The organism is Pseudalkalibacillus decolorationis (genome assembly GCF_024609785.1).
Taxonomy (GTDB): Bacteria; Bacillota; Bacilli; order Bacillales; family Fictibacillaceae; genus Pseudalkalibacillus; species Pseudalkalibacillus decolorationis.
This window is the reverse complement of record NZ_JANHJQ010000023.1, coordinates 1-15,602: the sequence shown is the minus strand read 5'-3', so window position 1 is coordinate 15,602 and position 15,602 is coordinate 1. Positions and strand designations below refer to the sequence as shown.

Genomic DNA, 15,602 nt, shown 5'->3' with positions numbered 1-15,602 from the left:
GCTACAGTTGCTAAAGCTACATATTAACAAGATGACCGTAGGCTTGATGTAAGAACTCTTCCTTCTTAGTTATAGAGGATGTTCAAAAAGTCCGGTAAAAATAGCTGTCGAATTTCTTCGTTGCTCGATCTCTCCGGTCCTCACGTATTAATAGCATACGTTCCGGTCCTTGAGATTTTCGCGTCTCGAACTTCTCGGCTCTTTTTGTCCTCCTTTTGAACACACACTTATAGTATAAATTGAATTTAACAATCAAAGTAAGTATAGTATTTAAAAGAACATAAATCCGTTGGAGGTAAACATGAATGATTTAAGACATAGAAAAATAGAATTATTTCGACAAAATAACCAAGACCGTGCAAGACTGTTGATATCTTGTCCAGACCAGAAAGGTATCGTCGCAGCCGTTTCGAAATTTCTCTATGAGCATGGTGCGAATATCGTACAATCTGATCAATATACGATGGATCCAGAAGGCGGGCTCTTTTTTATGCGAATAGAATTTACTTTGCCTAATCTTCTGGAAGAGGAAAAACTAGAAGAGGACTTTTCTGTTATCGGCGACCGGTTCAGGATGGATTGGCATTTTGCATATGCTTATGATATCAAAAAAATGGCTATATTCGTTTCTCGTCAAGACCATTGTCTAATGGAACTTTTGTGGCAATGGCAAGCAGGAGAGCTAGTAGCTGATATTGCCGTAGTTATCAGCAACCATCCTGACCTTGGTCCAACAGTAGAACAATTAGGCATCCCTTTTTATCATATTCCTGTGACAAAGGAAACTAAAAACGAGGCAGAACAAAAACAATTAAAACTTCTTGAGGAACATGAGATAGATGTTTCTGTGTTGGCACGCTACATGCAAATCCTTTCACCGACGTTTGTCAGTAGTCAACCCGAGCGAATTATCAATATTCATCATTCATTTTTACCTGCTTTTGTAGGTGCTAAACCTTATGAGAGAGCCTACGAAAGAGGAGTAAAAATTATTGGAGCAACCTCACATTATGTGACAAATGATTTAGACGAAGGGCCTATCATCGAACAGGACGTTCTACGTGTGAACCATAAACACAATGCTGAGGATTTAAAAAGATTGGGAAGATCCATTGAACGAAGTGTCTTAGCAAGAGCTGTAGCTTGGCATTTAGAAGATCGAGTAATTACACACAAAAATAAAACAGTAGTCTTTTTTTAAATATACTGTTTTTGATTTACAAGCCCTTATGAGTCTACGCTACATAAGGGTCTTTTATGAGTTTTGACTTTTTTAGATGAATAATTTGCATACTGCTATTTCCCCATGCTGGTCAATCAAGACAGCTGAAATTCCATGCCCTCTTCGGCTATCTCAAATCCTTTACTCCTAATCATGGCTGTTACATCGCTATCTGGATTCACGGCCGGGTTTGTATGATTGAAGTGAGTAAAATATACTTTTGTTTTACTATTTTGAACAAGATTGGCTAGCAAATCCATTGTCGTCGACATCAGTGGGTGCGGAATATGCTTGTAATCTCGTCCCGCATCTGTCAGCTCTTGTTCTGAAAAAAAGGTCCCATCCACCAAACAATAATCCACACTTGAGGAAATTTCCTGTAAATCTCGATCCCATTGTTCCCATCGATCGATATCGGGTATGTATAATAATTTCTTTACTTTTCCCGAGATCACAAATCCAAACGTTTTCGCATACTCATTACGATGAGGTACTTGAAGTGGTGTAACCTTCACCGCGTTATCGAGTACCAGTACTTCATCCGGCCAAATCGATTCGAGGTTGATATTTTGCAAGTCTACAAGCTGTTTCCATGGGGCATGGCTTGCAAGAAAGTCTTGCATCTCCTGCCCAGCATAAACGGGTAAATGTTTCGTCGAAATAACCTCCTTCCCAAGAAACATTAACCCTGTATAATGCCCAATGTGTGCGTGGGTCAAGAGCACACTGTCCATTAATCCTAATTCAGGGTGACTTCTCTTAAGAAATGTCAGTTGCTCGCGCATATCCGGGGTTGCATCAACAAGATGCCATTTCTTCAAATCTGGAAGAATTATCGCTAAAGAGCTTGCCAACCGTCTTAGCTCCGGTCGGTGATCAGAAAGTTGACAGTGCTCACAAGAACAATTTGGATGCGGAACTCCCCCGTCCTGTGCTGTTCCTAATACTTTTACAATAACTTTCGTTTGCATCTAACAGAACCACTCCTTTTTTGTAACTTAAGCATAAATTGCACTTCTGTCAATTTTATAAAACCTAAGCGCTCCCTTCTCATCCCTTAGATAGACACACAAGCGTTTTTCTAAATCCACCTACATCGATACATCCCGTGTGGATGGCAATGATTGATTGGACGTTTTTATGTCATACGTTTTTTTAGCAATGGTAAAGCCAGTGTAACCGTATATGGCATTAATCAAAGGTACAAGAAAAGCGAAAAAGATATACGGAATAAACTGGTGAGGAGAAACGTTCAACATTCCTGCCGCAAACACTGCTGGCACACTCCAGGGGATTAAGTTTATGCCAACGGTTCCTGCCGCTTCTACACATCGCGACAAATTCTTCGTGTCCAAACCCCGTTCTTTGTATGTTTGTACAAAAGAACGTGCCGGGAGAATCACGGCCAAGAATTGTGCGCCACTGGCGAAACCAATGACAAACGTCGAGACAAGCGTCGATAAAATCAAAGATCCGGTTCTCTGAACTTTGGTGATAAATACGCCTGTTATCGCTTTAAAAGCCCCCGTCCCCTCGAGAATGCCACCAAGAGCAGTTGCAGCGATTACTAAACCGACCGTATTCAACATCGAAATAATCCCGCCGCGCTGCAAAAGCGTATCAATTGATTTGACCCCGGTTTCTCCCGAGTATCCACTTGTCATGGCAACAACCATTTCGGTCAATGTACTGCCTTGAACAATGACCGCCGTTATTCCGCCTAGAAAGCTAATTAGCATCAAAGAAGGAGTAGCAGGCCATCGTTTGACCATGACAATGATGGTGAATAAAGGCAAGATTAATAATAATGGGTGAATTGTAAACGTCTTATCCAATGCATTCATCACAACTTGTACATCTTGAATCCCCTCCGTAACAGCTGTAAACCGGAGCCCTAAAAACCAATAGAGTATGAGCGAAATGAGAAACGCCGGAATTGTATCCCACATCATGTGCCGAACATGGCTGAACAAATCTGTATCTACCATAGCCGGAGCTACATTCGTCGTATCTGAGAGAGGAGATAATTTATCTCCTAGAAAGGCTCCCGAAATAACAGCCCCTGCAACAAGGGCGGGAGGAAAACCCATGCTTTGGCCGACCGCCATAAAAGCGAGCCCTAATGTAGCGATTGATGTGAAAGAACTTCCGAGCGCCATTGATAGAATTCCAGTCGCAAGAGCAACTGTTGGTACAAAGACTTCGGGGCTAATTAATGATAGACCGTAATAGATTAATGTTGGGATCACACCACTTAGAATCCATGTCCCGACAATGGTTCCGATAAGCATCAAAATAAATACTGAGGTAAGTGCCCGAGACACACCTTCCATCAGAAACTTTTCAAGTTCACTCCATTTAAAACCAAGGAAAACACCGAGAATTGCCGTTGCTGTTACCCCTGCAAATAACGGTACAAACATTCCTGCCTTCCACACAAAAATTGACAATGCCGCCGCAACAGTCAAAATCAAAAGCGGAATGAGCGCTTGAAGAAAAGTCGGCCGTTTTACATCCATCAAAAAATCCTCCTTCATTTTTAAAAACAGAGAGTAACAAAAAACATCAATTTCCGAAAAAACCCCCACATTCCTTGCTACTCCTTCATAAATTTGTGTATACCAATATTATAATATTAAAAATTTTAGCGCAATAGTGGAATATAGAGCTCAAATGCTTTTGTATGATAAAGAAAATACAATTGTGATACTTAATCAAACCCTAACTCCTTCCCCTCCGAAGTAAAACGACTTTAAAATCCATTAGTGGACCTTATCTCAACAAGCTTCCTATAACTGAACACATATTGCATCTCTTGATGCAATATGTGTTCAGTTGAAACCAGGTAAATAATAAATTCCAAGCAAAAATGATGCGAAATGTGTTCGTAATAAAAAATATGATTTTTGAATATTCAATGTATTCCATGTAAATTGAATTGGCATAATTATTGCAGTACATAGTCACATCAATACAAAAAGGGGGATATGTATGGGTGAATTAATTTTTTCAATCAGTTATGGGGGAGCTCTAATTATTGCAGGAGTTGTGTCAAAAGTGATGGTATCAAAATCTACCCGTTCTTTAACACAACAAACGAGCGAATTCAAAATGTTAAATAAGAAAGAGGTGAACTAATGGCTTTTTCAATTGGTATTTTAATTTCCTTTCTTATATTTGTGTTAATTGGTATCGGGTTGTCTAAAAAAGTTTCCAATGTTGAAGAGTATTATGTCAGCGGTAGAAATGCCGGGACCTTCTTGATTACAGGGTCACTTGTCGCTTCCTTTTTAAGTACGGTAGCGTTTATGGGGGAAGTGGGCTTTTCCTATGACGGCTATCCGATTTTACTACTAATTCTGACGATTTTTAACGCAAGTGGTTATGTATTCGGTGTGCTGTTCTTTGGAAGGTATTTAAGGCGGAGCAAGGCGCTTACGGTTCCTGAATATTTTGGTAAGCGCTTTAATTCGAATAAAGTAAGAAGTTTGACTGCTATTACCACAATTATTGGCGTTTCTGCCTATCTTATAGCGGTTACACAGGGTGGAGCCGTGCTATTATCTGAAATTCTCGGTATCAAGTATTGGATTGCGCTGGTTATAATGTGGATCGTTTATTCTTCTTTTACGATATTATCAGGTGCACGAGGCGTATTGGTAACAGATACCTTTATGTTCCTTCTGTTTTCAATTGCAACGTTTATATCGATTCCTTTGATTATTAAAAGCGTGGGTGGTTGGCCAGGCGCTATTATCGAGGGATCTTCACTTGAATCCCGGCCTGACATGCTCAGCTGGCACGGATTAACTGGAGCCGAAGCTTATATGGGAACTCCAGGTGAAGCGCTTGCCTGGGCAATTATTATGGGCGTTGTTTGGGGATTTGTCATTGCAGTCTCACCTTGGCAGACGAGCAGATATTTAATGGCGAAAAATGAACACGTTGCCATCCGCTCAGGTATTATCGCTATGATCTCTTTAATTGTCCTTTATTTATTTCTACAAATCGGCACGTCCCTTGTGGCGATTAAAAATCCAGATATTGTTCCTTCGGAGAAAGTCTTTATCTGGGCAGCACAGAACCTGATCCCAACCTGGATTGGCGTCATTGCAGTCAGCGGGATTTTAGCCGCCGCGATATCTTCCTGTTCTACCTTTCTGCAGCTTATAGGTAACAGTGTGACGCAGGATTTACTGCCAAAAGCAAGGGATGGACAGATATCCAATAAACAAATTTTGAGAATCAGCCGTTTATCAATGATGGGAGTAAGCGTGATTATTCTGCTTATCACATTCTGGCAGCCACCAGCCGTTATGTGGATCGGTTATTTTGCCGCAACTCTCTTTGCAGCTTCTTGGGGACCTGTTGCTTTTTTTAGCGTCTATTCGAAAACGGTTACAAAAACAGCAGCGTTCTGGAGCATCATTCTTGGCTTTATGGGAGTCGTATTTGGGGAATCGATAAATGCTGTAGGTGTCACACTGCCAGTTTATCTTCATCCCGCGATCATTGGGTTTATCCTTAGTATTGTTACGATCATCATTATTTCGAAATTTAGCAGTGTCTCTCAGGAAGAGCGCTTATTTTATATGAAAATTAGACAGCTTCCGGAAGAAGAGCTTGATTCAACCGATCAGAAAGTAACGGAACGTTATCCCTATTTATTGATAGGGAGCGGTGTTGTTGTCATTGCACTGACGCTGATTTTCTATTATTGGCCGGTAACCCTGGCTTTGTAAGGAGGAGAGACAATTGGTTATCTGCTATATTCCACTAAAAGAGGGACTAGCTGTAAAACATTCAGCACACGGGTTGCTGGCGAAGGCAAGAAAGTTGAGCTCTCAAGTTACAGCGCTGGTAGTTCACTGCGGGATACAAGAAGAAGACATTCGATTGGATTGCGATGAAATGGTCATGATCCGTTTATCTGAGCGAGAGTGGCCCGTTTCGTCCTGCCATATTCAAGCGATAAGTTCGTTTCAAAGGGAATTATCTAAGGAAGGTCCTTTTTTATTCACTAGTTCACCGCTTACAAATGAAATCACCGTTGGACTTGCCGCGCGTTCAGGTAGCACGATTATTAACCAGGCCATGGATATAACCATGGATAACGACCGGCTCATTGTTAAGCGGGAACTATATGGAGGAAAGGCCTGTACGTATGAGTATGCTTCCTGTTCAAATTACATTTCAATCGATCCAGCCTTTCTCAATTATTACAAGACGTCTTCAAAAAGACCGGTATCGATAAGGCATCTGGATTTAAATGTTCCGAAAAACGATTCCATTCAGTTTATCAAAAATAAACAATTGAGCTGGAAAGAAATCGGTTTGACTGAAGCTTCCTGTGTAATTGGCATTGGCCGAGGCGTATATCAAACCCCAGCTCTCGATCAAATCGAGATACTGGCAGAAGTACTGAACGCACCGATTGGGGGAAGCAAGGTCGCTGATGAACTTCAGTTAATCCCGAGAGAGAGGCGGATCGGATCGAGCGGCATTACAATCGCTGAAGCGGATATTTATATTGCCATCGGAATTTCGGGTTCCTCCCAGCATCTTGAAGGGATAAAAAACGTCAAACATGTGCTGGCCATTAATAATGATGCGGCAGCTCCAATCTTTAAACGGTGCGATATTGGCATTATCAGCCGGTATGAGAATGTACTGCCACAGCTAATAGCAGCTTTGAAGAACGGAGACGGGGTGAAGAATATTGAGGATATTGGTTATACTGCGGCAGGTGTATGAGCAGAAATCAATCCAATGGAGTTATGAAGACAGGAAGCTAATTTATCAGAGGAACTCCTATAACAAATCGGATTTACACGCTCTTCAATGGACACGGGAATACAAGCTGAAAGCCGATGCACTAGTAGATGTGCTGATTCTAAAAAAGGAAGAGGAAGCGTCCGAAGAGAATAAGCTTGCGAATTTTGGAATTCAACGTTGCTTCAGGATTCCATCTAACGGGTCCGAGAAAGAAGATGCAGCGTTTATTTCGGATTTACTAAAAAATGAATCGTACAGCTTAATTCTATCCGGTTATGAAACGGAAGATGAACATAGCTGCGCATTGCTGCCTTTGCTTTCTTATGAGCTTGGGATTGGGGTTTTAACAGCAGTTTATCAACTAGAAGGGAAGCCAAATGGACAGCTGACCGCCTTACGGAAGGAAGAGCGTGGCTCGTTACAGGAGTTTACGATTCAGCTTCCAGCGGCTGTAAGTGTCACCTCACATATCAGCAAGCTAAGATATCACCGGGGAAGATCTGCTCCTGATTTCACAATGATTGAAGTAAAACGACAGCTGAGCAAACCTGAGGCAGTTCGGAGAATAGAGGCTCCTGAACCGAATATTTGGTACGCTGATACGCCATCAGAAGAGATACCTCAATTACGTTTATTGAATATCATGGGCTTTGCCAGCCAATCCAATAATTCAAACAATTTACAAAAACAAACGGATCATCTGTCGAAGGCACACCTTTATTTCACGGCAGAACGGCTCGTAAAGTGGTTGAAGGAGTAGTGAACGATGGAAATTAGAAGAGACACATTCTGGAACATTACGTTTACCATGCAGTTGCTGCTGTATGTACTTGCGGGAATAGCGATCCTTATTTTCTGTTACGGATTCTATCGACGGTACCGTCTTTGGAATAAGGGAAGGAAAGAAAAAATTAGCTGGGATACGGTTAAAAATAATTTTGCTTATTTCATCCGTATCGCCATCCGCCAGACAAAGCTTCAAAGGGATAAGTTGACAGGCACGATGCATAAGATGATGGCCTATGGTTTTGTCGTTTTATTTATTGGAACAGTGCTTGTTTTTATTGATCATGATTTTGGCATTCCCATTTTGCAAGGAGTATTTTATTTAATCTATGAGCTTGTTCTTGATGTGTTCGGTATGGTGTTTATCATCGGGCTGTTAGCTTTTCTTTATATTCGTGGAAAAAGGCAACGAACACGGATGCTCCAGAAGAGAACAGATTACGCTCTATTGATTCTATTTTTATTAATTGCTGCAGGTGGTTATGTCATTGAAGGAATTCGAATAAGTGAAACCAATATTACCTATGGCCACTGGTCTCCTGTTGGCTATTTACTGAGCAAGGGGTTTGAAGGGAGTCTGTTATTTAACCGTGATACGTATTTAGTATGGTGGATGAGTCATGCCATACTCGTATTTGCTTTCATAGCAATTATGCCTTATACAAAGCTGTTTCATATTTTTACAGCTCCGGTAAATATTTTGATCTCTCCCGTTAAACGTACTGGCGATTTTGAGGCGGAAGTGAACGGGGCAATATCCGTTGGAGAATCTAAGTCAGTCAGCAAACTGTATGATTTCACTAATTTGCAACTTTTAAGCACAGATGCCTGTACTGAATGCGGCAGATGCGACAATTTGTGCCCGGCCCATCTCAGTGGCAAAGAGTTGGCGCCTCGCAATATCATAATGAAAATTCGTGACAATATGGAAGAAAACAAAGTCATTGCTTCTTTTATCTCATCTGAAGAACTTAAAGCGTGCACGACTTGCGGAGCGTGTGTGGAAGCCTGTCCGGTATCCATTAATCATATTGACTTAATCCTTGCGATGAGGCGAGGTGCTCTACCAGAAGAGCTTTTGAATCCAAATGCAGAAGAAGCACTGATTCACACAGAAAATGACCATAACATCTGGGGTTCCCCTTGGTCATCAAGAGAAAATTGGACAAATGGGTTGGATATCCCGGTTTTACAGCCCCGTCAAAGCAAAAAGAAGGAGGCAAACTAATGGAAGTTTTATTTTGGGTAGGCTGCGCAGCGTCTTACGATATGAGATTAAAACGAATTGCGGTTGCATTTTCCGAGATTATGAAAAAAGCAAACGTCAGCTTTGCTATTCTGGGAAATGAAGAGAAATGTACGGGCGATATTGCCCGGAGGATGGGAGATGAGGACCTTTATCAAAATCTAGCATCATCCAATATTCAAACGTTAAATGAACACGGAGTTACCTCGATCGTAACAACGTGTCCGCACTGCTTCAATATGTTTAAAAATGAATATCCAAAGCTTGGCGGGCAATTTGAGGTGACCCATTATACCACATTTATATACAGATTGATTCAGTCAGGGCGGTTAATAGCCCCACAGGCTGAGCGGTGTGAAATTATTACTTACCATGACCCGTGTTATCTTGGCCGTCAGAACGGGATTTATGAAGAGCCGCGCAGCATTCTTGAAATTCTTGGTTATGAGATTAAGGAAATGGAGCATACGAAAGACCAGTCGCTCTGCTGCGGAGCAGGCGGAGGGATGATGTTTCAAGATGTGAGTCGGGGTGAGAAAATTAACAATCTCAGAGCAAAGGAAGCGGTGGCGACTGGAGCGTCCACCACTGCTACCGGCTGCCCGTTCTGTCTCGTCATGATGGAAGAAGCAATCGGTGCGATTAATCAGGAAAAAGGGACGAATTATTTTTCGCGTGATATCGCCGAAATCGTCAACGATTTAACAGAGGAGCGAAAATAACCCATGGGAACGTTCAACTATTTATTTAAACCACAGAAGATTGGAAATACAGTTGTGAAAAATCGAATCTTAAGTACCGGCCATATGACCACGTATGTGAAAGACGGGCTCCCGACTGATCAAATGATTGCTTATCACCGGGAGCGGGCAAAGGGTGGAGCAGGTTTAATCATCATGGAAGCGAACGCCGTCCATCCATCAGCGGCGTTTACTTCCAATACGGTTAGTGCCTATACAGATGACATCATTCCTTATTACAAAAAACTGGGGAAGGCTGTACATGATTTCGGTAGTAAAATGTTCGTTCAATTATTTCATCCAGGCAGGGAAATCTTTCCTTCTGGAACATCGGTGGCTGTAGCGCCGTCAACGGTTCCGGCGGACCGATTCGGCGTCATGCCGAAAGCCCTTGAAAAAATGGAGATCAGGGACATTATCGAGGGGTATGCGGCTACGGCTTTACGGGTAAAAAATGGCGGGCTTGACGGAGCCGAAATAGTCGCTTCACACGGATACCTTCCGAGCCAATTCTGGTCACCGCGCTTAAACCACAGGGAAGATGAATACGGAGGATCTTTAGAAAATCGCCTTCGTTTTTTAGCGGAGACAGTTGCGGCTGTGCGCAGCAAGACAGGTTCGGATTTTACAGTGGGATTACGGTTGAGCGTGGACGACTTTGAGAAAGAAGGAGCCACTTTCGATGAAGTTATCGAAATCTTGAAATACATTGATACGGAGATTGGAGGGCTGGATTATTTCAATTTAATCGGAGGAAGCTCTGCAACACTCGCAAGCTCGATCTTTATCGTTCCACCTGCGACAATCCCACCTGCACATTTTGCACCGTATGCAGGAAGAGTCCGGGAAGCAGTATCCATTCCGGTAATGGTTGGTTCACGAATTAACGACCCCGTTATCGGAGAAAAGGTTTTAGCTAACGGTCAGGCTGATATGGTAGCGATGACTCGTGCGATGATTTGTGACCCACATCTTCCGAATAAAGCCTTCCGGGAGGAATTTGACAGGATCAGAGTCTGTATCGGTTGTAATCAAGCGTGCATAGGACATATGCATCTGAATATCCCAATAAGCTGCCTCCAGAATCCTGTCACTGGGAGAGAGCAGGAATATTCTGTTATGCCGAAAGCCGAAAAACGAAAAAAGGTAGTTATCGTCGGTGGAGGACCAGCAGGAATGAAAGCGGCTGTTATTGCGGCAGAACGGGGCCATAGTGTTACATTGTATGAAAAAACGGATGAGCTTGGCGGTCAGGTCAAGATAGCGCGAAAGATCCCTATGAGAGAGGAATTCGGCGAGCTTATTCCGAATTTAAAAAGAGAACTCGATTATTATCGGGTGAATGTTCAGTTGAATACAGAAGTGACCCCTGCTCTATTGAGAGAAGCAGAAGCGGATGAAGTGATTTTGGCAACGGGAGCCATTCCCTACTATCCTGAGGCTGAAGGGCTCGGCCTAGCGCATGTCACAACAGTGTGGGACGTACTTGATCAGAAATTTGAACCGGGAAAAAAAGTGATCATTGCGGATTGGAAAGGGGATATGCCGGGTATTGGAACTGCTCTCTACCTTGCGGAAAAAGGCCATCAAGTGGAGCTGGTAACGAATTCCATTCATGCGGGTTATTCCCTTCAACAGTATGTACGGGATATGCTGCTTACCCGGTTAGCGCTTAAGGGGGTTTCGGTCGTGCCCCAAAATAAACTATTAAGAGCAGAACCGGACAAAGCAGTGTTTGAAAACATTTTTACTGGTCAGGAACTTGAAAAAGAGGCTGATACGCTGATACTGGCTGTAGGTCATATCCAGAATATAGGGTTGTATGAAAAGATCCGCGAAGAACTTCCCAACCTTAGTAGGATTGGAGATTGTATGGTTCCAAGAACGGTAGAGGAAGCCATTCTAGAAGGCTTCGAATATGCAGCCAGCCTCTAAGAAAAGAAGGAGGTCAGGAAAGTGAATAAGCAGGAAACACCAACGATAATAAGCGATATGCCTCTTAAGGAAGTAAGAAGCCTGGTTGATTTAAACAAGCTGCCGGCGGTTATTGTCGACAGTCTAAGAAGGGCTGTTGGCATCATTACTGAAGCGGAGTACTGGCGGGGAACGACTCTATACGGGGGAAATTCCCCGGTTGGTATGTCTATGAATTCTAATTGCCGACGATTGTCAACCATGGCGGAGGTTGAATCCATCCATCTGTCAGAAACGGCCTACTATATTTATTCGGAGCAGGACGTTTTCTACGTCTTTTCAAGTTGTGACATAGAAATACTGCGGAAAGAAAAGCAGGTCGAAAGCTTAGCGAACTTGAACAATCTACTAAAAGAGGAAGTTAACAGGATGGAAGAAAAGGCAAAAGGATTAGAACAGATTCTTCATTCCTCTCACGATGAAATTTTTGTCACGGATGGAAAAGGCCATGTACTGTTTGTTTCAGAGGCGTGCAAAAAAATGACAGGTCTTCCGAAAGAGCGCTTTATAGGAAAGAGTATTTATGACCTTGAGAAAAAAGGACTAATTAATAATAGCGTAACGATTGAAGTTCTCAAAAAGCGCAAAACGGTCTCTGCTCAGCAAAATTATCCAGGCGGTGCGAAAATAGTTGCTACCGGTACCCCGATTTTTGGCAGTGAAGGCTGTATTATCAAGGTAATTACCAATTCACGGGACATTACAGAACTTGTTGAGCTGAAGTATAAGCTGGCAGAAGCACAGTCTCTGCTGGGTCAGGCGAAGTCAAAGCAAAAAAAATTAAAGAACGGAATTTTATTTACCGAATCGCATAAGATGCTTGAACTTATTGACATGGCAGAGAAAATCGCTCCTACTGACTCCACTGTCCTGATTCAGGGAGAATCAGGCGTGGGAAAAGGGCTTATCGCGAAGCTAATTCACGAAACCAGCTTAAGAAAGGATAAGGAATTCATACATGTGAATTGTGGGGCGATACCTGCTTCCCTTATCGAAGCGGAGCTGTTTGGGTATGAAGCAGGTTCTTTTACAGGGGCTCATTCGAAAGGAAAAACCGGTTTGGTTGAAGCGGCTGATGGGGGAACCTTGTTTCTCGATGAGATCGGTGAGCTTCCAATGGACCTTCAAGTCAAGCTGCTGCAGCTCGTTCAAGATAAAGTTTTCAAGAGGGTTGGTAGCCATCATTTGAAGCGAGTGAACACCCGTATTATTTCTGCTACTAATAGGAACCTGAAGGAACTAGTGGGAAAAAACCTTTTCCGGGAGGATTTATATTACCGTCTTCATGTGGTACCGCTTAACATACCACCCCTACGCAGTCGTCGGGAAGATATCCTCGTTTTAGCAGAAAAATTTCTCGTGCATTTTAATAAAAAATACAACCACAGATTGCTCTTATCAGATGGAGTTATCGCTTCCTTTCAGTCATATGATTGGCCAGGAAATGTGCGGGAGCTTGAAAATATGATTGAGCAGCTTGTTGTAACTTCGAATGAGGAAATGGTGTTTGTCAGCCAACTTCCGGCCCAAATGAAAAATGAAGATGATACTTCTCATTTAGCTATTCAAGGCATTATGCCTCTTAAAGAAGCTGTCGAACGCATTGAAAGGCAACTTCTTTGTACAGCCAGGGAAAAATATAGGACCTCACGGAAGATGGCAACAGCACTGGAAGTAAACCAGACGACGATTATACGAAAATTACACAAATACGGATTGAATAACGAGGAAGTAATTTCAAAAGATGCGTGATACATGATTATTGCTTAGGACAGCCAGGTATTTTAGGATAAAGGGAGACACTACCATGGAATACGTAATTGACTTAAAAAATATATCATGGCAACGGGGAAATGCGAAATTACTTACAAACGTAAACTAGCAAGTCAGAAAGGGGGAGCATTGGGCATTATTAGGATTGAATGGTTCAGGAAAGACGACGTTACTTAATATCATTAACGGGTACGTATGGCCGACAACTGGAACTGTAAATGTCCTCGGTGAACGTTTTGGTGCTACAAGCTTACTAGAATTAAGGAAATCAATTGGTTGGGTTAGTTCATCTTTGCAAGAGAAACTATATAAGACAGATCTTGCGCAAGAAGTAATCATAAAACAAAAACTACTAATCGCAAGAGGATTAATGGCAGATCCACATATATTAATTTTAGACGAACCTTGTAACGGACTTGATTTATTTTCACGTGAGACGGAGGACATATTATGGATTATTCTCAAGATGTGAAAGCTTCGGATAACCAAAAGGTACATTCTTCTAATGAGGATAAAAGCCTTGATCTTTATAACAAGGTGAAAGTAGTGAATGGTGAAAAATTCGTAACGATAGAAGATACAAATAAACTAACAACTGAGGAAATGAAGGAGCTGATTTCTAACATAATTGAGGAGCCTGCTTATGTGAACATTCCTAACGTAAACATCAAAGTAAATGATAAGTTTCCTGACGAAATTGATCAATTTCTTAGAGCACATGAATTTGATGTACATGATGAAATAGTCACTGTCCATAAAAAGCTTGAAAAAGAAGTTGTAGAAAGTAAACCACACTTTCTTTTACATTTCAAACTTTGAATTCTAGTTCAATTAAAGAATTCAAAAGTATCAGGATGGAATCTATCAATAAAGTCGAGAGTACCCCATCCTCAAGGAACGAAAAGACAGTGCCCAATGAGTAGGGCGGGGGTGAATCGACTTCGACCCGAGTTGGTGTCTACCATCCTTAAATCCGACTTCCACTGTTCTCGATTCTGTGATACAATCAAGGGGAACGAACGTTCTGATTCGAAAAGGAGGTGATTCAAATGGCAATACAATGTCCCACAGTGGCATACACCACGCAACAAATCTGGATAAAGCCAGGGCATCGGTTGTATCGCTATTTTCAAGCGTCCTGCCAAAACGCCAAGAACATGCATAATGTGGTCCATTTTTTTATCCGCCAAGTGTATACCGGCCTAACAAATGAAAAAGCGTTGCATCCACTCCAAACAGAAGTACTGGAAACCATTCATCGAAATTTGGACAAGATGAATAACCAACAACGGAACGCCTTTCAGGGGAGACTCGTAAAAGAAAAGACAAAACCTGTTGATCAGCAGAAAAAGGTAACTTGTCATCTGTTTCAAGCTCCTACTAGGGAACGCCCCTATGTCCATTATAACTTCTTAAATAGCTTATTTCTTGTCATTAAACAGCCCGATTATCTTGCTTTGCCCACCCAAAGCAGTCAATGGGTCATGAAAACGGTGTTTCAAAACTGGAAAAGTTTTTATGCCAGTTTGAAAGACTACAAACTTCATCCTGAAAAGTACAAGGCGAGACCACGCATTCCCAACTACTGTCGTTCTTTAGAAAAAGAAGTCCTTTTTACCAACCAAGACTGTGTCATTAAAGCGTCCAAATACTTAAAGTTCCCGAAAACCAAAGACCGATTGAATATCGGGAAGCTAGGCGGATTTGGAAAACTGATGCAGGTTCGGGTGATCCCGAAGTATGGTCAATATGTTGTGGAACTCGTGTTCAGAAGAGAAGAAGTGAACCAGTCCAAGCCATCCCCAACTGGTAACATCATGGCCCTTGACCTGGGGATCACCAATCTCGTTTCCGGGGTGACCAATACAGGTGCATCACCCTTCCTCATAAAGGGGAATCGGATCAAATCGATCAACCACTATTACAATAAGCAAGTAGCTCATTACAGAGCCATTCTTCGTCATGGAAAAGCCCCGAAAGAAGGAGCCCACACCTCAAGACGATTGGAACGCTTACACCAAATCCGATACCGAAAACTCAAAGATTTGTTTCATAAAGCGAGCCATACGATTGTGAATCTTGCCTT

At 42.2% G+C, this 15,602-nt stretch carries 13 protein-coding genes and 1 pseudogene; 12 read left to right on the top strand and 2 right to left on the bottom strand.

Annotated features, from left to right (window positions below):
• The first annotated feature begins 301 nt into the window (after nt 1-301).
• Entirely contained in the window at nt 302-1,201 is a 900-nt protein-coding gene (purU, locus tag NON16_RS18745; RefSeq protein ID WP_257350958.1) for a formyltetrahydrofolate deformylase, read from the top strand.
• Between the two features lie 116 nt (nt 1,202-1,317).
• Here purU and NON16_RS18740 read toward each other — a convergent pair whose 3' ends face one another.
• Both NON16_RS18740 and nhaC read right to left on the bottom strand, forming a co-directional pair.
• Nucleotides 1,318-2,193, bottom strand: coding sequence for an MBL fold metallo-hydrolase (locus NON16_RS18740; protein ID WP_257350957.1), 876 nt, complete (start codon nt 2,191-2,193; stop codon nt 1,318-1,320).
• 120 nt (nt 2,194-2,313) lie between these two features.
• Nucleotides 2,314-3,741, bottom strand: a complete 1,428-nt coding sequence (gene nhaC / locus NON16_RS18735; RefSeq protein ID WP_257350956.1) for a Na+/H+ antiporter NhaC — start codon at nt 3,739-3,741, stop codon at nt 2,314-2,316.
• Nucleotides 3,742-4,213: 472 nt separating this feature from the next.
• Between nhaC and NON16_RS18730 the strand changes: the two genes are divergently transcribed.
• From NON16_RS18730 to NON16_RS18680, 11 genes and pseudogenes are all read left to right on the top strand, one after another.
• On the top strand, nt 4,214-4,360 hold the full coding sequence (locus NON16_RS18730) for a hypothetical protein (protein WP_257350955.1): 147 nt from the start codon (nt 4,214-4,216) through the stop codon (nt 4,358-4,360).
• Nucleotides 4,360-5,964 (top strand): sodium:solute symporter family protein, encoded by a 1,605-nt coding sequence (locus NON16_RS18725; RefSeq protein ID WP_257350954.1) that lies wholly within the window; start codon nt 4,360-4,362, stop codon nt 5,962-5,964. Before NON16_RS18730 ends, NON16_RS18725 begins: the two co-directional genes overlap by 1 nt.
• A gap of 13 nt (nt 5,965-5,977) precedes the next feature.
• Nucleotides 5,978-6,976 (top strand): electron transfer flavoprotein subunit alpha/FixB family protein, encoded by a 999-nt coding sequence (locus NON16_RS18720; protein WP_257350953.1) that lies wholly within the window; start codon nt 5,978-5,980, stop codon nt 6,974-6,976.
• Nucleotides 6,942-7,757 carry an adenine nucleotide alpha hydrolase family protein gene (locus NON16_RS18715; protein WP_257350952.1) on the top strand — a complete coding sequence of 272 codons (816 nt, stop codon included), beginning with the start codon at nt 6,942-6,944 and terminating at the stop codon, nt 7,755-7,757. Before NON16_RS18720 ends, NON16_RS18715 begins: the two co-directional genes overlap by 35 nt.
• Before the next feature lie 6 nt (nt 7,758-7,763).
• A complete protein-coding gene (locus NON16_RS18710) occupies nt 7,764-9,011 on the top strand; it encodes a 4Fe-4S dicluster domain-containing protein (RefSeq protein WP_257350951.1) in 1,248 nt (415 codons plus the stop codon).
• Nucleotides 9,011-9,751, top strand: a complete 741-nt coding sequence (locus NON16_RS18705; protein WP_257350950.1) for a (Fe-S)-binding protein — start codon at nt 9,011-9,013, stop codon at nt 9,749-9,751. The genes NON16_RS18710 and NON16_RS18705 overlap by 1 nt, the downstream gene beginning before the upstream one ends.
• A gap of 3 nt (nt 9,752-9,754) precedes the next feature.
• Nucleotides 9,755-11,704: an oxidoreductase gene (locus NON16_RS18700; protein ID WP_257350949.1), complete on the top strand. Its 1,950-nt coding sequence runs from the start codon at nt 9,755-9,757 to the stop codon at nt 11,702-11,704.
• A 21-nt stretch (nt 11,705-11,725) separates the two neighbouring features.
• Complete coding sequence (locus tag NON16_RS18695) at nt 11,726-13,495, top strand: sigma-54 interaction domain-containing protein (RefSeq protein ID WP_257350948.1); 1,770 nt, start codon at nt 11,726-11,728, stop codon at nt 13,493-13,495.
• 55 nt (nt 13,496-13,550) lie between these two features.
• Nucleotides 13,551-13,952: pseudogene (locus NON16_RS18690) on the top strand (ATP-binding cassette domain-containing protein); the annotation flags it as partial.
• Nucleotides 13,953-13,966: 14 nt separating this feature from the next.
• Entirely contained in the window at nt 13,967-14,335 is a 369-nt protein-coding gene (locus tag NON16_RS18685) for a hypothetical protein (protein WP_257350947.1), read from the top strand.
• A 230-nt stretch (nt 14,336-14,565) separates the two neighbouring features.
• Nucleotides 14,566-15,602: transposase (locus tag NON16_RS18680; RefSeq protein ID WP_257350946.1), on the top strand; the 1,037-nt coding region annotated here is incomplete at its 3' end.